This is a genomic window from Lysobacter sp. ESA13C (genome assembly GCF_019970005.1).
GTDB classification, from domain to species: domain Bacteria; phylum Pseudomonadota; class Gammaproteobacteria; order Xanthomonadales; family Xanthomonadaceae; genus Lysobacter; species Lysobacter antibioticus_B.
The window spans coordinates 68,794-85,519 of sequence record NZ_JAHXYK010000005.1 but is presented as its reverse complement, the minus strand read 5'-3'; the positions used below and the strand labels follow the sequence as shown (position 1 = coordinate 85,519).

Here is a 16,726-nt window from a genome sequence, read left to right as displayed (position 1 = left end):
AAAGCGCCGCGTCGTGTCTCGGCTGCCGCCGGGTCAGGCCGGCAACTTGAAGTCGGCGACCGAACGGCGCAGGTCGGCCGCCAGTTGCGCCAGGTTTCCAATCGACGCTGCGGTCTGGTTGGCGCCTTGCGAGGTCTGCGAGGTGATCTGCTGAATCGTGTTCATGGTCTGGGTGATGTTCGAGGCGGCGCTGGACTGCTGCTGCGCCGCACTGGAAATGCCCTGAATGAGGTTGGACAAGTCGGACGACACCTTTTCGATCTCGCCCAGCGCGGTACCGGCGTCCTCGGCCAGTCGCGCACCCGCGACCACTTCCGAGGTCGTCTGTTCCATCGAGCTGACAGCTTCGTTGGTGTCGGACTGAATTGTCTGAACCAGCGTCTCGATTCGCTTGGTTGCGTTGGAGGCGCGTTCTGCGAGTCGCTGCACTTCGTCGGCCACGACCGCGAAGCCTCGGCCCGCTTCACCGGCGGAGGCCGCCTGGATCGCGGCGTTCAGCGCCAGGATGTTGGTCTGTTCCGAGATGTCGTTGATCAGTTCGACGATCGAGCCGATTTCCTGCGAGCTTTCGCCCAGGCGCTTGATTCGCTTCGAGGTTTCCTGGATCTGGTCGCGGATCGAGTCCATGCCCTGAATCGTCTGCCGCACCACGCCCGCGCCCTTGGTGGCGATCTGCACCGAGCGCTGCGCCACGTCGGCCGACTCGGCCGAGTTCTTCGAGACCTGGTCGATCGAGGCCGCGATTTCGCTGATGCGGTCGGAGGCGGAGTTGATTTCCTGGGCCTGGTGCTCGGCCGCTTCGGCCAGGTGCATCGCGGTGGCCTGGGTTTCCTGGGCGCTGGAGGCGACCTGCACCGAGGTGTCGGTAATGGTCTGCACCAGGCTGCGCAGCTGCTCGACGGCGAAGTTGATCGAGTCGGCGATGGCGCCGGTCATGTCCTCGGTCACCGTCGCCTTGACCGTCAAGTCGCCTTCTGCGAGCGAACCCATTTCGTCCAGCAGGCGCATGATGGCCTCCTGGTTACGGTCGTTGAGTTCCTTGGTGGTTTGGTAGCGGCGCTGCTGAGCGTAGTTCAGCGAGAACAGCAAGCCGGCGATCGCGACCAGCGCGGCCAGGCCGGAGATGATCGACAGCCACAGGTTGCCGAACACGCTCTTGTCGCGCAGCGAACCGAAGGCGGTGAAGGCGCTGAACAGCGTTTCGCTTTCGCTCAGCAGGCGTTCCGAGCCGCCGGTGATCGATTCGGCCGCGGCCTGGGCCTGGAACAGGTCCTTGGAGCTGGCCGAGATCGCGTCGAGGTCTTTCTTCATTTCCAGCCACAGCGCTTCGGCCTGGCCGAGCGCGGCGAGCGCGCTGGAGTTGGACAGCGCGGTCACGCCGAACGAGGTGTCGCCCTTGCGCAGGCCGGTGAGGACGTTGCCGAACACAGTGGCGTCGCGGACCAGCGCTTCGCCGGCCATGCCGGCGCCGCTGCCGCCGGCGCGGATTTCGGTGATGCGTCGGGCCATGGTCGCCGACAGCACGACCTGACGCAGGGCGATGTAGACCTGCGAGGACGGCGAGCCGGAGGCCGACATGGCGCGGACCAGTTCGTCGAGGCGGGCCTGCAGCTGCGGGACGCGGCTGGAGAAGCTGTCGGCGTTGCCGGCCAGGGCCAGCACCGCCTTCTCGCTCGCGATCACCTGTTCGGCGCTCTGTCCCAGCGGCTGCCAGCTCTTGCTGACCACGCCGATCGGGCCCGACACGCCGGCGGTGTCGCCGAAGTTGTCGTTGAGCGTCTGCACGTCTTCGTCGATCGCGGCCTTGGTCTTCTTGAACTCGGCGAAGGCGTCTTTCGCGCCGCCGACCGCTTCACGGCCTTGAATGGCGAGCTTCTGCGAATTCACCTGCAGGTTCGACGCCGCCGAGCCGGCGCCGCCGAGCCTGGCGCCTTTCCAGGTCGCATAGCCTGTGTTGAGACCGAACACCAGCACCGATACGGCCAGTACGATCAGCCAGGTGTTGGCGCCCAGAAGGCGGCTCTTGCCGGCGTTGTCCATCACAGTGCTCATGGTTCGCAAACCTCGGTGAACTTACTAGTCGGGCTGATGAAGGGAGCGGCTCAGGCCGCTGCTTGTCGGAATTCGGGAGTACGGGCCAGGCGGTCGAGGCTGAAGATGCCCCAGTACCGGTCGTCCAGGCGGTAAGCCCGGTCGATGAAGTACGCGTAGCGGCCCTCGGTGAGGCCCTGCTCGGCGACTTCCTCGAGGCCGATCTGTTGCTGGTCGTGGAAACTGCGCTGGCCGTAGAGCTCGTCGATCAGCACGGCGACGTCGCCGCCGGGCTGGCGCACCAGCAGGATGCGCTGACCCTCGTGCAGCACCGTGCGCTCGCCTTCCAGGAACTGCTTGAGGTCGACGATCGGCAGCAGGCTGCCGCGCACGTTGGCCAGGCCGAGCATCCACGGCTGCGAGCCGGGGACGTGGGTGACCTGCGGCAGCGAGAGGATTTCCACCACCTCGGCGAAGGTCGAGGCCAGGCGCCGGTCGCCGATGCGGTAACCGACGCCGCGCCACAGGCCGGGCGCGTCGAGCTGTTCGGGCAGGCCGGGCACGTGCGCCAGACTGCGGCGCTCGTAATCGGTCAGCACATCGAACGGCGGCTTGAGCGTCATCGTTTCAGTTACCCAGCAATGCGTTGATCCGCGCGATCAGTTCGTCCTCGCGCGGCGGTTTGACGATGTAGTCGCGCGCGCCCTGGCGCATGCCCCAGGCGCGATCGGTTTCCATGCCCTTGGTGCTCACGATCAAGACCGGGATGGCACTGGTCTGCGCGTCGCGGCTGAGCGCGCGCGTAGCCTGGAACCCGTTCATGCCCGGCAACACCACGTCCATCATCACCAGGTCCGGCAGCTCGCGTTTGCAGGCTTCGATGCCGTCCTCGGCGCTGCCCGAAGCGAAGACTTCGTGCCCATTGCGTTGCAGCAATTGGGTCAGGACCGCGGTATCCGTCGGCGAGTCCTCGATAAGCAGGATGCGTGCCATGGTGTGCCTTACCCCCCGGTCAGGCGTGTACGTGCTTGCGAATCGCGTCGAGGAGTTCCTCGCGCGTGAAAGGCTTGGTCAGGTATTGCTCAGACCCGACGATGCGGCCCCGCGCCTTGTCGAACAGGCCGTCCTTCGAAGACAGCATGATCACCGGCGTGCCCTTGAACAGTTGATTGTTCTTGATGAGCGCGCACGTCTGATAGCCGTCCAGACGCGGCATCATGATATCCACGAAAATGATCTGTGGCTGCTGGTCGGCGATCTTCGCCAGCGCTTCGAATCCGTCGATGGCCGTGACCACCTCGCACCCTTCGCGTTTCAACAGTGTCTCGGCGGTTCGACGGATGGTCTTGGAATCGTCGATCACCATGACCCTTAGACCATCGAGGCTGCCGCTACGAACCTCGTCGAGCATTCTTTGTATCCCCCATTGCAAACGCCGATATCCCCGGGCGTCGCGAAGCCGTCTTTATTCCAAGCCGCACGCGGGCTGTCAAGCGCGCATTCCGTGCCTGGAAACTGAATACGCAGCGATTCCGTCATCCGGAACAGGCTCGCCGTGCGCTACCGAACGTTGTGCAGGCCGATTACTCGGTCCGCGCATCGCCGCCCCGTCGCATCGCGCAGTAGCCATGATCGCTGCGTGTCGCAAATGGACGCAGCGCGACCGTTTCCGACCCCGTCATCATGACAGATACCGGCGACCCGCCTGCTACCATCGCCGTCAATCTTTTAGGATTCCGTTCCCATGCCGTTGGACATCGTCGTCGTGATGGACCCCATCGGGTCGATCAAGATCGCCAAGGACTCGACCTTCGCCATGCTACTGGAAGCGCAGCGCCGCGGACATCGGCTCTGGTACGTGCAGCCGGGCGGACTGAGCCTACACGGTGGCCATGCGGTGGCGAAGGTGACGGCGCTGGAAGTGCGCGACGATCCGAGCGGCTGGTACAAACTGGGAACTTGGTCACAAATTAAGTTGGCGGCCGGTCACGTCGTACTGATGCGCAAGGACCCGCCGGTCGACGCCGAGTACCTGCACGATACCCAGATCCTGAGCATGGCCCAACGCGCCGGCGCCTTCGTGGTCAACGATCCGCAGGGCCTGCGCGACTACAACGAGAAGCTCGCCGCCCTGTTGTTCCCGCAGTGCTGCGCGGCGACCCTGGTCAGCCGCAACCCCGCGGCGGTCAAGGAATTCCTCGCCTTCCACCAGGAAGCCGTGCTCAAGCCGCTCGACGGCATGGGCGGGCGCTCGATCTTCCGCGTCCGCGCCGGCGAGCCGAACGTCAACGTGATCCTGGAGACCTTGTCCGACGGCGGCCGCCACCTGGTGATGGCGCAGAAGTACCTGCCGGAGATCAGCGACGGCGACAAACGCATCCTGCTGGTCGACGGCGTGCCGGTGGACTACGCCCTCGCCCGCATCCCGCAGGGCGACGAGTTCCGCGGCAACCTCGCCGCCGGCGGCCGCGGCGAAGGCCGCCCGCTCAGCGAGCGCGACCGCTGGATCGCCGCCGAAGTCGGCCCGGAAATGAAACGCCGCGGCATGCTGTTCGTCGGCCTGGACGTGATCGGCGACTACATGACCGAGCTCAACGTCACCAGCCCGACCTGCATCCGCGAGCTCGACGAACAATTCGGCCTCAACATCGCCGGGCTGCTGTTCGACGCGATCGAGGCCCGCGTCGCCGCCCAGGCCGCATGAGCGCCGTCGCCCCCGCCTCCCCGGCCGGCGGCATCGCCGAGCCGCAACGCTTCAGCGCGACCATGGTGCTGTCGCTGCTGGTGCACGGCATCGTCGTGCTCGGCGTCGGCTACACCCTGGAGCAGGCCGCGCCGGTGGTGCCCACCCTCGACGTGATCCTGACCCAGACCCAGACCGCGCTGACGCCCAAGCAGGCCGACTTCCTCGCCCAGGCCAACAACCAGGGCGGCGGCGAGCACGACAAGAGCACGCGCCCGCGCGACAACCAGTCCGGCCCCGCCCCGCAGGCCGAAGCCGGCGTCGCCCAGATGGCGCTGCGCGCCCAGTCGCCGACCGCCCAGCCCGAGCCGGTCGCGCGCGTGGTCAGCAGCACCCGCGGCGAAACCGTGACCGCGCGCGACCGCAGCACCCAGACCCCGACCGAGCGGCCGCTGCCGACCGGCCCGCGCAAGATCGAACACGACATCGAGATGGCGCGCCTGGCCGCCGAAATCCACATGCGCTCGGAGCGCTACGCCAAGCGCCCGACCCGCAAGTTCGTCTCGGCCAGCACCACCGAGTACGCCTGGGCCGGCTATCTGCGCGAATGGGTCGACCGCGTCGAACGCGTCGGCAACCTCAACTACCCCGACGAAGCCCGCCGCCGCCGGCTGGCCGGACAAGTGGTGATCAGCGTCGCCGTGCGCCGCAACGGCAGCGTCGAACGCGCCGACATCATCCGCAGCAGCGGCATCGCCCTGCTCGACGCCTCCGCCCTGCGCATCGCCAAGCTGGCCGAGCCCTACCCGCCGCTGCCCAGGACCGAAGAGAACCCGGACATCCTCCACGTCACCCGCACCTGGAATTTCTTGCCAGGCGGGTCGCTGGTGGACGAGTAGGGACCGGCCACGAGGCCGGGTTTCGTTCCTACTACCGCAAGCTCAGCAAGGGCAGGCCGATACCATTGACCGCACAGGAGCGCGAGGAGTTGCTCGCGTTCCTCAGGTCAGTCTCCGCCCCTCTCTCGAAGCGGATACCAAGCCACTAGGACATATTCGATCCGCGATCGAGTTGCTCTCGGCCAGCATGCAAACCGCATGCATCGCCCATGCCTTAATGCCCAGCTGGACGCGATATCGCCTCCCAACCTTGTTAGTGCCCGTCTCCAAACAGGCGACCAAGAGTAACGCTGATCGACCCGTGCAGCCGCATTACGCCGAAACTTGCTCATAGGCGAGTAATGACGCGCCGTATGCACGGCCTGGACTCACACCACCCCAAAATGAAGACGGGCATATACATCCGCGAAAACAAAGTTCAAGGCGCCCCCATGCCCAACACAAACTCATGTCCTTCTAAACCAAAAGGCAACAACGACTCCAACAACAAGCGGCACGCCAAGCCAAAGCCACATCGGATAAGCAGCATTTAGCTCCTTGGCAAACTTCGCAGGAACTAGAAGAAAAGCTAGCCACAACATGTAGCACGAAGCATGGCTTACAAATGCCAACCAAGCCATGCACCCGAGAGAAACAACTTTACCTTCGGACCTGAGCTCCCCCAAGCGGCGCAAGGCAATCTTCTGGGGCAATCCGAGTAAGGCCGGAGCTATCAAACCAACAGAAAAAACATACGCCATCAAGAAAAAATCAAGCCTCATTTGCAACCACCTCCCCATCAGGAGGAGACATATTGCTATATAGCGCGCCAAAGAAGCCCCTCGCTAAACCGGGCAAACTGGTATCCGCTCCGACATCTACAGAATTATTGATGGCGCGAGCGTCTCCTCGGGCGAGCCAAGGCGCCCCTTCGTCCAGCGTATTCGCGCTCGATTGAACGCGCCGACATCATCCGCAGCAGCGGCACCGCCCTTCTCGACGCCTCCGCCTGCGCATCGCCAAGCTGGCCGAACCCTATCCGCCGCTGCCCAGGACCGAAGAGAACCCGGACATCCTGCACGTCACCCGCACCTGGAACTTCCTTCCGGGCGGGTCGCTGGTGGACGAGTGAGGTCAGGCCGCGAGACCGGGGCAACCCGAGTCGTCGAAAGATCTTGCTCGTTTCTTCCCGTGAATGGCAGACAAATTCATAGCCAACGACTGCTATCGACGTCGCCGAAACAGAGCGGCGATTCCTATACCGACGAAGAACGGCACTCCGAACCATAATTTTGGAGGGTACAAAACATTCATTTCTTTCGAGAACACTATCGGCACGAGGCAAAGCGCAAACCAACATGCAAAACCGAGCACATGAAGCCCGACACCAATCGCGACACTTACACCCGCGGAGACGACCCGCTTAGCAATTCCTTGTCGCCCGACACGCCCTGCGATCAGTCTCGCTGGCGACTCCATTACATACGGAGTCGCCAAACCCAGAGCTAATACATACGCCATCACTAGGCAGGGAACAGCACTCATTTGCGGCCTGACTCTGGCGAGCCACACCGGCCTTCCTCAATATTTCTGAGCATGCTACGCACCTGGGCACTGTTTATTGTGCCGTCTACATCGCTCGTGGCTCGCGCATCCCGCGAACAAGCTGAGAAAACCAATCGAGACACCTTAACAAGAGAAAGCCAACGATTCTCCACGAAGCGAACCGACCTAGCCGCCGCCAATTCCATGACGCCGCCGCCAAGCCTCAAACTGCTCAGCATCGGCAGGGGTGATCAATACTTGACGCGCGAACCAGCCGCGCTTCAAACGGACCATGAAAGATCGAGCGAGAAATCGGCTCTTGAAGTTGAACGCCGAGATGGATCCTATCGAGGCCACACCGGTCTCCTTGATCTCTTCGATGCGATCCCTGTCGAGGAAGTGAACTGTCACCTTCCTGAGAACGACGAAACGAATGCCATCGTCCTCGACAATCACGTCGTAAAGCCACGTAAGAGGCTGAAACCCAGCCATCAGCAGTCAAATCCCAGAATGGTTTCGATCATCGAAGGTCGTTCCAAGCTTTCCAAATCGGGATAACCCGTCGCATTCACAGCGGGCGGCGCCTGTTTACATTGCTGGACTACTATCCGCCGATCGCATGCTGTCTTCCTTGAGCGACAGCGCGGACGCTGCGAATAGGTGAATCAGGACGCGGCCTTGCGCTCGCTGCGCAGGGCGACCTGCTCGGCGATGGTCAGGGCGACGTTGTTGCGCAGGTAGGCGGGCTCGACCAATTCGGGAGCGACCGCTTCGCCGCGCGCATACGCCAGCGCCGCCAGCCGCGCGAGATCGGCCGCATGCGGCAGGGCTTCGGCGTCGATGCCGGCGAAACGCGCGCCGAGCCGCTGTTGCAGCGCGCCGTGGGCGGCGGCGAAACCGGTGCCGACGCCGAGCCAGTTGGGAGCATCGCCGGGCACCACGGCCGCATCGGGCGCGATCACGGTTTCTTCGTCGAGCGCGTGCGCATCGCCGCCGCGCAACTCGAAGGCACCGGTGTAGACCTCGCCCATGCGCGCATCGATCGCGGTATACACGCGCAAAGCGTCGTCGCTGCCGGCGTTCGCTGCGAGCGGATGCGCGCGCAGGGCCAGCACGGCCAGCGTCGATACCGGCACGATCAGCCGGTCCAGGGCCAGGGCGATGCCCTGCGCGATCGCGATCGCCAGGCGCACGCCGGTGAACGCGCCGGGGCCGCGGCTGATCGCGATGGCATCGAGTTCGGATCGCCGCACGCCGGCTTCGGCCAACAATTGCTCGGCCCAGGGCAAGGACAGTTCGGCGTGGCGCCGCGGCGCCAACTCGAAGCGCTCGCGCACTTCGCCGTCCAGCCACACGGCGACGGAACAGGCTTCGGTGGCGGTTTCGAACGCTAGCAGTTTCATGGGGCTCGGCAGGGTCGGACGGGCGTTTCGCGCCGCGATTGTCTCATGCGGGCGCTCCTGGAACCCCCGCCGCACTGTGCCCGGCACCACTCGCCCAGTCGCGCCGCCAAGGCCTCGCCGGCGCCCCTCACTCGCCGTCGGCGACCGCCGGATCGTTCGGGTTCGGCTGCCACAGCTCGATCAAGCCGCCTTCGGGGTCGAGCACGTAGCCGAACTTGCCCTGCTCGCTGTCTTCACCGCGATCGAGCACCTGGCAGCCCTCTTCGCGCAGCGCGAGCAGCATCGCGTCGAGGTCGTCGACGCGGAAATTCACCATGTAGGGCTTGCTGCTGGGCTGGAAGTACTCGGTGTCGGCCTTGAACGGCGACCACACCGTATAACCCGTCTGACCGGTCGGCTGGCCGTCGGCATCGAGCCGGCCCCAGGGGAACAGGGCACCGCCCCAGTCCTCCACGCCGACGCCCAGATGCCTGGCGTACCAGGCCGCCAGCGCGGCCGGATCGTCGGCCTTGAAGAACACGCCGCCCAGGCCGTGCACACGCGGTTTGCGCTCCGTCATGCTCCTACCCTCCTCGCGGATCAGCGGTAGTGGTCCTCATCGACCGACGAGGACGATTCTAGACGCAAGGGCTCGCCGGCGAAGAAGGCGGCCACGTCCTCGACCCGGCGCGTGCGCGGCAGCGGCGGCAGCGAATCGAGGAAGGTCTTGCCGTAACTCTTGGAGATCAGGCGCGGGTCGCACAGCACCAGCACGCCGCGGTCGGTCTCGCTGCGGATCAGGCGCCCGGCGCCCTGCTTCAGCGCGATCACCGCCTGCGGCAGTTGTTCGTCGCGGAACGGGTTGCCGCCGCCGCGGCGGATCGCGTCCAGGCGCGCCTCGAACACCGGGTCGTCGGGCGCGGCGAACGGCAGTTTGTCGATCACCACCACGCTCAGCGCCTCGCCGGCCACGTCGACGCCTTCGCGGAAGCTCGCCGCACCGAGCAACACGCCGTTGCCGGAGGCGCGGAAGCGTTCCAGCAACACGTGGCGCGGCGCTTCGCCCTGGACGAACAAGGGCCAGGGGCCGCCGCGCAACAGTTCGGCGGCTTCGCGCAAGGCGCGGTGCGAGGCGAACAGGACGAAGGCGCGGCCGCCCGAGGCTTCGAGCACCGGCCGCAGCTTGTCGACCATGCTCTCGTTGTAATGGCGCACTACCGGATCGGGCAGCCCGGTCGGCAGATAACACAGCGCTTGCTCGGCCCAGTCGAACGGACTTGGCGCGAGCAGGGTCTTGGGCTCGACCAGGCCGAGCTTGGTCGCGTAATGCTGGAACTGGCCGCCGATCGCCAAGGTCGCCGAGGTGAACACCCAAGACGCGCGAGAACGTTCGCGATGCTCGGCCAGCGGGCCGGCGACGTCGAGCGGCGTGCGGCTGAGGCGGAAACCGCGCGCGGTCAGTTCGTACCACAGCACGCTGCTGTCGGGGCCGGCGGGCGTTTGTTCTTCCTCGTCGTCGGCGGCGGCAGCGTCCGTGTCGACCGCTTCGAGCGCGACCTCCGCCAGCGGCCGGCGCGGCGGTTCGAAATCGTCGTCTTCCTCGACGACCGGCTCGGGCGGGCGCGCGACGGTCGGGCCGCGCCAGCGCCGCAGCTTGGTCTCGAAGTCCTTGGCCCGTGCATGGCAGCTCTCGAAGCCCGGCGCGGCGGCGCGCAGCGGTTCGAGGGTGGTGCGCATGCTGCGCAGGGCCGCGGCCAGCGTATCGAACGCCGCTTCCACCTCGGGCAATTCGGCGGCGCGGCGACGGGTCGCGCGCACCGGCAACTCGTCCATGGCCGCACGCACGGTGCGCACCGCCTGTTCGAGTTCGCGCGCGGGCCCCTGCACGCTGGCGAGCGCGCCGGTGACCTGCTTGCATTCGGCCAGGGCGTCGCGGGCCAGCTCGACCAGCGGCCGCGCACTGATCGCCTCGCCGAAGAACTGCGAAGCCAAATCGGGCAGCTGATGCGCTTCGTCGACGACGAAAGCCTGTGCGCCCGGCAGGATTTCGCCGAAGCCTTCCTGCTTCAGCGCCAGGTCGGCGAGCAACAGATGATGGTTGACCACGACCAGATCGGCGGCCTGGGCGCGCTGGCGCGCCTGGATCACGAAGCAGTCGCCGAACATCGGGCAGTCGCTGCCGAGGCAGTTTTCCGCGGTCGAGGTGACCATCGGCAGCAGCGGCGAGTCTTCCGGCAAGGCGTCCAGCTCGGCCAGATCGCCCATGCGCGTGCGCCCGGCCCAGCTGACGATGCGCTGGAACTGGGCGGCGTATTCGCGGCTGGTGAAACGCGGTTCGCCCTTGGCCTGCTCGGTGCGGTATTTGCACAGATAGTTGGCGCGGCCCTTCAACAAGGCCGTCTTCAAGCCGACCCCGAGGGCGTCGCGCACCCGCGGCAGGTCGCGGTGATAGAGCTGGTCCTGCAGCGCGCGGGTGCCGGTCGAGACGATGGTCTTGAGCCCCGACAGCAGCGCCGGGACCAGGTAGGCGAAGGTCTTGCCGGTGCCGGTCCCGGCTTCGGCGAGCAGGGCCGTACGCGATTCGAAGGCATCGGCGATCGCCGCCGACAAGTCCTGCTGCGCCGAGCGCGGCGCGAACGCGGCGATGTTGCGCGCGAGGTCGCCGCCCTCGCTCAGCGCGGCACGACTGGCTACGCCAAGGCGGCTGGGTTCCATATCCGATTCAATACCGCGCTGGCGCTGCGACCGTGCAGGCGTCGATTTTAGCCTGTGCCTGCTTCTTCGCCTCGGTGAGCTGGCTGCGCTGCGGCACCAGGGCGTCGTAATGCTCCTGCCGCTGCGCCAGTTTCATCGCCGCGCCGACACCGTCCAGCTTCGCCTGCCGCACCTGGGCGATGGTCGCCCAATGACGGCGGCACAGCGGGCCGACCTGGGAGCCGGAATCGAAGGCCTTCTGTGCGTAGCCCTCGGCATCGTCGAGACGGTGCTGCAGCAGCGCCGCCTCGGCGCGTTCCTGCAGCAGGGCCGGGTCGGCGGCGTTGATCTGCAGCGCCTGGTCGAGCGCCGCGGCGGCTTCGACGTACTTGCGTGCGCGTTCCAGTTGCGCGGCCTGCTGGCGCAGATCCTCGACTTGCGGATCGCGGATCGGTTGCACGTCGAGTTCGCGCGCGGCGCCGCCGGCGGCGGCGGCGCGCACCGCGGCGACCGCGGCCTCGCCGTTGAAATTCGCTTCGGCCAACTGCGCCGGCTGCGGCGGCGCCACCGCGCAGGCGCTCGCCAGGCAGGTCAAGACGACCAGGACGACGCCTTTGCGCCGGGCACCTCGGGGGAAGGCGCCGGTGAAATCACTGCACTTCATGACTTACTGCTCCGGGGGCGGGGAATCGGGAGACGGCGCCGGTTCGCGCGCAGGTTCTTCCTTGTCCTTGCCGATGCCGAACCACTCGCGCCAGCCGCCGCCGGAGGCTTCGCCTTCGGCCTGCGGCGCCGGGCACGGCGCGTATTCCGGCGCGAAGCCGGCCACGAACGGGAAGCGGCGCGCGCCGACGCAGCTCGCGTCGGTGGTGTGGGTGCCGATCACCGCCTGCCAGTCCAGGCCCTTGTCGGTGACCTTGAGCGGCGCGGTCGGCAAGCGCGAGAAGATCGCCGACCACACCCGCATCGCACCGGTCGCCCCGTACAGGCCGGTGGTCTGGTTCTGGTCGTTGCCGACCCAGATCACCGCCAGGTGATCGCCGGTCCAGCCGGCGAACCAGCTGTCGCGGCCGTCGTTGCTGGTACCGGTCTTGCCCGCGGGCGAGAGACGGCCGAGGCCGTCGCCGATCAACTGCCGGCCGGTGCCGTTGCTGACCGCCTGCTGCAGGGCGATGGTGATCAGGCGCGCGGCGATCGCGTCGCCTTCCTGCGCCGGGGCCGGTTCTTTGTCGTAACGCTTGACCGCCTTGCCGTCGCTGCCGAGCACGCCGCGCACCGCATGCAGCGGCTGGATTTCGCCGCCCGAGGCGAGGAACTGGTACAGCTGCGCCATCGCGTACGGGCTCTGGTCGACCGCACCGAGGATCAGCGAGGGGTTGTTCGGCGCTTCGATGCCGGCCAGGGTCTTGATCAGGTCGGCGACGCGTTCCGGCGCAACCTTCATGCCGATGCGCACCGTGGCCTGGTTATAGGACATGGCCAGCGCATCGATCATGCGCACCAGACCATGGCTGCGGCCGTCGGAGTTGCCGGGGTTCCAGTTGCGGCCGCGGCCGAGCTTGACCGTGACCGGCGAGTCGTCGACCCACGAGGCCAGGCTGAATTCGTTCGGCTGCGCCAACGCCAGCAGGTACACGAACGGCTTCAACAGCGAGCCGACCGGGCGCTGCGCTTCGACCGCGCGATTGAAACCGTGCTCGGTGAACTCCCGGCTGCCGACCACGGCGACGACTTCGCCGTTATGCACGTCGGTGACGACCAGGCCGGCCTGCAACGGCGGGCGGCGCTTGCTGTCGAGGCTCTTGAGGGTGCGCGCGACCGCGCCTTCGGCCTGCGCCTGCGCCGACGGCGACATGCCGCTCATGACGCTGAGGCCGGCGCCGGCGAGCGCATCGGCCGGGTAGTCGCGCGCGAGTTGGCGGCGGACCAGGTCGACATAAGCCGGGAAACGATTGGCGGCGACGCTGCCGGGGTTGGAGGTGATGCCGAGCGGCGTCTTCAACGCGCGCTGGTATTCCTTGTCGTCGATCAGCTGGGTCTCGTGCATCTCGCCGAGGACGAAATTGCGCCGCTCCAGCGCGCGCTCGGGATTGCGCCGCGGGTCGTAGTAGGACGGGCCGCGCACGATGCCGATCAGCAACGCGATCTGTTCGGTGTTGAGGTCGCGCAGGTCGCGGCCGAACCAGAACTCGGAAGCCGCGGCGACGCCGTGGATGGCCTGCGAGCCGCGCTGGCCGAGATAAACCTGGTTGAAATACGCCTCGAGGATGGTGCGCTTGTCGTAGCGCGCCTCCATCAGCAGGGCGTAGATGATTTCCTTGCCCTTGCGGGTCAGGGTCTGTTCCTGGCCGATGCCGAGCAGGCCGCTGCGCGCGAGCTGCTGGGTCAGGGTGCTGGCGCCCTGCTTGGCGCGGCCGGCGGCGACGTTCTTGAACGCCGCGCGCGCCATGCCGCTGAGGTCGATGCCCATGTGATGGGCGAAGTCGCGATCCTCGACGGCCTGCAGGCCGGTGACCAGCAATTCGGGCACTTCCTCGATCCGCACCAGGCGGCGTTCTTCCTGCTTCTGCCCGTACAGCGTGGCGATGCGCGCCGGGTCCAGGCGCGTGGTCTTCAGCGACTTGCGCGAGGTCAGGTCGCGCAGGCTGGCGACGCGGCCGCCGGACACCACGACTTCGATACGCCGTGCCGGCACGGCACCGTCGACATCGTTGAAACCGCGGCTGGCGACGGTGAAACGGCCGCCCTGGCGGGCATAGGTACCGGGGCGCTCGCCGCTGTCCTCGCGGTAGGAGGCGGCGTCGAGTTCGGTCTTCAGCGTGCCCGGATCCAGGGCCAGGCCCGGCGCCAGTTCGAGCGGACGCGCATAGACCCGGGTCGGAATCTGCCAGCGCAACTGACCGAAGCGCTGGCCGACCTCGTGATTGAGATAGAGCGTGTACGGAATCAGGAAACCGAGCCCCAGGCCGATCGCGGCCAGGGCCCAGGTCACCAGTCGGCGGCGCCAGGTCGGCGCATGGCCGTCGCCGTCATTACCGTCGTTGTCGAGCTCGTCTTCGTCGTAATCGATTCGGGCCACGGATATGCAACACAGGGAGTCGCGGCAAGTCTAGCGCAGGCATCCGGAGCCCGTGCCCGGGGCCCCGCGGCGGCGGCATCGGCGTTCATACCCGGTGAATGCAGGCTGAGGCCGGGGCTGGAGGGGCCCGCGGGGGGCGAATGCGATGCGGTCTGGGTGGGGTGGTTCGGGGGCGGCCGGAGCTGGCGATAGCTAGGGCGCGAGGGCCGACGGGGCGGTCGAGGGGGTTTGGGCGACGGCTGGGCACGCAGGGGCTGCCGGGTCTCAGGTTGCCGGTGGTTTTTTGGCGCGAGCGATGTCGCGCCTGGACAGGAACTTCGGCCTTGTTTTTCAGCCGAGATCACGCGGCATCACCCCGTCGCGGCCTCGCAGGCCGTCGCGCAAGCCGCGCAGCATCGCGCGCAGATAGGCCGGGCGCGGTTTCAGCAACAAGGCGGTGCCGACGAATTTCAGCACCAGCCGCGGCAGGTCCTGCGCCATCCAGCGGCGCGGCACTTCGGCGCGGCGGTACAGCAGCACGCGGTTGCGCATCATGTAGTACAGCCGGGTCGGGCTGTGCACCACGGTGCGATAAGGAATCAGACTGGAGACCTGGACCAGGTCGCCGATGCGGTGCTGCATGCGCGCATCGCAGATGCCGTACAGGCGATAGCCGCGATGGCGCGCGCGCGAGCTCCATTCGATGTCGACGTTGTCGATGAACAAGCCCTCGTCCATGCCGCCGACCGTGTCGAGCACGTCCAGCGGCAACAGGGTGCCCGAGGTGATCAGGAAGTCGCAGTCGACCACCTGCCCCGGCCCGCCGTAGAGCTTGCGGTTCATCGGGAAGGCGATCTGCACGAAAGGTGCGACCTCGCCGGTGCGTTCGTCGCGGAACTGCGGCCCGACCGCGGCCACCGGCCCCTGCCCGCGCAGTTGCTGCAGGTGGCGCATCAGCACAGCGACCATGTCCGGATCGACGATGCTGTCCTGGTCCATCAACAGCACCTGTCCGAACCCGGCCGCACGCGCGGCGCGCGCGGCGTGGTTGATGGCGCTGCCCAGGCCGACGTTGCGTTCGGAGCGGAACACCTCGACACCCTGCCCGCGCAGCCGCTCGAAATACGCCTCCAGCGCCTCGCCGGTGCTGGCGTTGTCGAAGATCTGCACGCGCCCGACCTGGTCCCTGACCGCGGCGATCACGCGTTCGAGCAGCTCGATCTGCGGGTGATAGGTGACGATGGCGGCGCTGACGTCGATGCGCCCCGGCTCGCCGGTCGGGTGGGTGGCGGCCATATCAGCGCAGCCCCAACAGATCGCAGACCAGGGAGCGCAGCCCGGCCGAATAACGGTGATACCGGCCCTGGCGCCATTCTTCGCGGATCAGCGGCAGGCGCCGACCGAAACCGGTCGGCATCGCCAGACGCAGGCGCAGGTGGGCCCAGCGTTCGTCGATCGCGGCGCGCTTGTCGGCGCCGACGTCGAGCTGGGCACTATCGATGTGTCGGCGCAACGAGTCGAGCTTGGCGACCATCAGCTGCATGTGTTCGCGCCGTTGCTTGCCGCCGCCGAGACGCTCGACCAGGCTGCGCCGGCGCGCGCCGATCTGGTTGCCGCCATGCTGGCGGTAATCGATCGTCGGGGCTTCGACGCAGTCGATCTCGCCGGTCGCGGCGGCAATCAAGGCCAGCCACTCGTCATGGACCCAACCGTCCGGAATCGGCAAGGCGCGGTCGAGCAAGTCGCGCCGCATCGCCATGGTCGCGCCGGTCACGATGTTGCGCCGGAGCAGCACGTCGAAGCCCCGGCCGCCGTGCACCGCGGCCAGTTCCCAAGCGGCGACCTCCAGGGTCTGGAACATGCGCTGGCCGAGATCGCGGCCTTCGCCGTCGACCAGGCGCGAGTCGCCGTGCAAGACGGTCAGCGCCGGCCGGCGGCGGAAGGATTCGAGAAAGTCCTCGATCTTGTCGGCATGCCAGACGTCGTCCTGGTCGCACAGGAACACCACGCCGGCCCCGGCGCGCTGCAGCGCCGCCTCGAAGTTGCGCAGGTAGCCGAGATTGAGCCGATTGCGCTGCAGATCGACCTCGATGCCGCGCTCGCCGGCCCGCGCCGCGAACTCGCCGAGCAAAGCCCAGGTCGCATCGGTCGAGGCATCGTCGGCGATCACGATCCGATCCGGCAGCCGCCGCTGCGAAAGCAGGCTGTCGAGCTGGGCCGGCAGATAGCGCACACCGTTGTAGGTACACAGCACCACGGTCGCGACCAAGCCCGCGGCCTCGTCGCGCGGATCGAGCATGCTCATTGCGGCACGCGCTCTGCGCGCGGGCGCTGACGCCACCGCAACGGATATCGAACGACGGCGAATGGCGTATCGAAGGGCAAGGGAGCGTCGAGGCCAGGCAGGAATCGCGGCATTATCGCTCAGGCGGTGCCGGGACGCTGTACCTAAGCC

15 protein-coding genes and 1 pseudogene are annotated in these 16,726 nt (G+C 66.9%); 3 read left to right on the top strand and 13 right to left on the bottom strand.

The genetic code is table 11. From position 1 onward, the window contains the following. Positions 1-33: 33 nt before the first annotated feature. From LC490_RS11650 to pilG, 4 genes are read right to left on the bottom strand one after another with little or no spacing between them, the layout of a single operon-like run. Positions 34-2,052, bottom strand: a complete 2,019-nt coding sequence (locus tag LC490_RS11650) for a methyl-accepting chemotaxis protein (protein WP_057918989.1) — start codon at positions 2,050-2,052, stop codon at positions 34-36. A gap of 50 nt (positions 2,053-2,102) precedes the next feature. After that, a complete protein-coding gene (locus LC490_RS11645) occupies positions 2,103-2,654 on the bottom strand; it encodes a chemotaxis protein CheW (RefSeq protein WP_031372854.1) in 552 nt (183 codons plus the stop codon). Positions 2,655-2,658: 4 nt separating this feature from the next. Further along, a complete protein-coding gene (locus tag LC490_RS11640; RefSeq protein ID WP_031372855.1) occupies positions 2,659-3,024 on the bottom strand; it encodes a response regulator in 366 nt (121 codons plus the stop codon). Between the two features lie 19 nt (positions 3,025-3,043). Continuing rightward, the gene (gene pilG / locus LC490_RS11635; protein WP_031372856.1) at positions 3,044-3,442 is read right to left on the bottom strand and encodes a twitching motility response regulator PilG; all 399 of its coding nucleotides are present in this window, start codon (positions 3,440-3,442) and stop codon (positions 3,044-3,046) included. 333 nt (positions 3,443-3,775) lie between these two features. Here pilG and gshB point away from each other — a divergent pair, with 333 nt between their 5' ends. After that, positions 3,776-4,735 (top strand): glutathione synthase, encoded by a 960-nt coding sequence (gene gshB, locus LC490_RS11630; protein ID WP_031372857.1) that lies wholly within the window; start codon positions 3,776-3,778, stop codon positions 4,733-4,735. Beyond that, on the top strand, positions 4,732-5,613 hold the full coding sequence (locus LC490_RS11625; protein ID WP_031372858.1) for an energy transducer TonB: 882 nt from the start codon (positions 4,732-4,734) through the stop codon (positions 5,611-5,613). The genes gshB and LC490_RS11625 overlap by 4 nt, the downstream gene beginning before the upstream one ends. 446 nt (positions 5,614-6,059) lie before the next feature. Here the strand turns inward: LC490_RS11625 and LC490_RS11620 are convergent, their stop codons facing one another. Then, positions 6,060-6,374 carry a hypothetical protein gene (locus LC490_RS11620; protein WP_223620278.1) on the bottom strand — a complete coding sequence of 105 codons (315 nt, stop codon included), beginning with the start codon at positions 6,372-6,374 and terminating at the stop codon, positions 6,060-6,062. 168 nt (positions 6,375-6,542) lie between these two features. On the opposite strand from LC490_RS11620, the pseudogene LC490_RS11615 reads away from it, so the two are divergent. Next, a pseudogene (locus LC490_RS11615) lies at positions 6,543-6,724 on the top strand (energy transducer TonB); the annotation flags it as partial. A 599-nt stretch (positions 6,725-7,323) separates the two neighbouring features. On the opposite strand, the gene LC490_RS11610 reads toward LC490_RS11615, so the two are convergent. The 8 genes from LC490_RS11610 to LC490_RS11575 form a co-directional block, all read right to left on the bottom strand. Further along, the gene (locus LC490_RS11610) at positions 7,324-7,629 is read right to left on the bottom strand and encodes a hypothetical protein (RefSeq protein WP_223620277.1); all 306 of its coding nucleotides are present in this window, start codon (positions 7,627-7,629) and stop codon (positions 7,324-7,326) included. Positions 7,630-7,802: 173 nt separating this feature from the next. Continuing rightward, on the bottom strand, positions 7,803-8,540 hold the full coding sequence (tsaB, locus tag LC490_RS11605; protein ID WP_223620276.1) for a tRNA (adenosine(37)-N6)-threonylcarbamoyltransferase complex dimerization subunit type 1 TsaB: 738 nt from the start codon (positions 8,538-8,540) through the stop codon (positions 7,803-7,805). Positions 8,541-8,667: 127 nt separating this feature from the next. Then, positions 8,668-9,099 carry a VOC family protein gene (locus LC490_RS11600; RefSeq protein WP_031372862.1) on the bottom strand — a complete coding sequence of 144 codons (432 nt, stop codon included), beginning with the start codon at positions 9,097-9,099 and terminating at the stop codon, positions 8,668-8,670. Positions 9,100-9,119: 20 nt separating this feature from the next. Next, positions 9,120-11,234: an ATP-dependent DNA helicase gene (locus LC490_RS11595; RefSeq protein ID WP_223620275.1), complete on the bottom strand. Its 2,115-nt coding sequence runs from the start codon at positions 11,232-11,234 to the stop codon at positions 9,120-9,122. 7 nt (positions 11,235-11,241) lie between these two features. Next, the gene (locus LC490_RS11590; protein ID WP_223620274.1) at positions 11,242-11,877 is read right to left on the bottom strand and encodes a hypothetical protein; all 636 of its coding nucleotides are present in this window, start codon (positions 11,875-11,877) and stop codon (positions 11,242-11,244) included. 3 nt (positions 11,878-11,880) lie between these two features. Then, positions 11,881-14,292 (bottom strand): penicillin-binding protein 1B, encoded by a 2,412-nt coding sequence (mrcB, locus tag LC490_RS11585; protein ID WP_223620273.1) that lies wholly within the window; start codon positions 14,290-14,292, stop codon positions 11,881-11,883. Positions 14,293-14,622: 330 nt separating this feature from the next. Then, positions 14,623-15,567 (bottom strand): glycosyltransferase family 2 protein, encoded by a 945-nt coding sequence (locus LC490_RS11580; protein WP_051885163.1) that lies wholly within the window; start codon positions 15,565-15,567, stop codon positions 14,623-14,625. Position 15,568: 1 nt separating this feature from the next. Continuing rightward, the gene (locus tag LC490_RS11575; RefSeq protein WP_223620272.1) at positions 15,569-16,576 is read right to left on the bottom strand and encodes a glycosyltransferase family 2 protein; all 1,008 of its coding nucleotides are present in this window, start codon (positions 16,574-16,576) and stop codon (positions 15,569-15,571) included. Positions 16,577-16,726: the final 150 nt, after the last annotated feature.

What these genes read in the sequence shown, in the direction of transcription:
- LC490_RS11650 (WP_057918989.1), bottom strand. Translation starts at nt 2,052, where the DNA reads ATGAGCACTGTGATGGACAACGCCGGCAAGAGCCGCCTTCTGGGCGCC.
- LC490_RS11645 (WP_031372854.1), bottom strand. Translation starts at nt 2,654, where the DNA reads ATGACGCTCAAGCCGCCGTTCGATGTGCTGACCGATTACGAGCGCCGC.
- LC490_RS11640 (WP_031372855.1), bottom strand. Translation starts at nt 3,024, where the DNA reads ATGGCACGCATCCTGCTTATCGAGGACTCGCCGACGGATACCGCGGTC.
- pilG (WP_031372856.1), bottom strand. Translation starts at nt 3,442, where the DNA reads ATGCTCGACGAGGTTCGTAGCGGCAGCCTCGATGGTCTAAGGGTCATG.
- gshB (WP_031372857.1), top strand. Translation starts at nt 3,776, where the DNA reads ATGCCGTTGGACATCGTCGTCGTGATGGACCCCATCGGGTCGATCAAG.
- LC490_RS11625 (WP_031372858.1), top strand. Translation starts at nt 4,732, where the DNA reads ATGAGCGCCGTCGCCCCCGCCTCCCCGGCCGGCGGCATCGCCGAGCCG.
- LC490_RS11620 (WP_223620278.1), bottom strand. Translation starts at nt 6,374, where the DNA reads ATGAGGCTTGATTTTTTCTTGATGGCGTATGTTTTTTCTGTTGGTTTG.
- LC490_RS11610 (WP_223620277.1), bottom strand. Translation starts at nt 7,629, where the DNA reads ATGGCTGGGTTTCAGCCTCTTACGTGGCTTTACGACGTGATTGTCGAG.
- tsaB (WP_223620276.1), bottom strand. Translation starts at nt 8,540, where the DNA reads ATGAAACTGCTAGCGTTCGAAACCGCCACCGAAGCCTGTTCCGTCGCC.
- LC490_RS11600 (WP_031372862.1), bottom strand. Translation starts at nt 9,099, where the DNA reads ATGACGGAGCGCAAACCGCGTGTGCACGGCCTGGGCGGCGTGTTCTTC.
- LC490_RS11595 (WP_223620275.1), bottom strand. Translation starts at nt 11,234, where the DNA reads ATGGAACCCAGCCGCCTTGGCGTAGCCAGTCGTGCCGCGCTGAGCGAG.
- LC490_RS11590 (WP_223620274.1), bottom strand. Translation starts at nt 11,877, where the DNA reads ATGAAGTGCAGTGATTTCACCGGCGCCTTCCCCCGAGGTGCCCGGCGC.
- LC490_RS11580 (WP_051885163.1), bottom strand. Translation starts at nt 15,567, where the DNA reads ATGGCCGCCACCCACCCGACCGGCGAGCCGGGGCGCATCGACGTCAGC.
- LC490_RS11575 (WP_223620272.1), bottom strand. Translation starts at nt 16,576, where the DNA reads ATGAGCATGCTCGATCCGCGCGACGAGGCCGCGGGCTTGGTCGCGACC.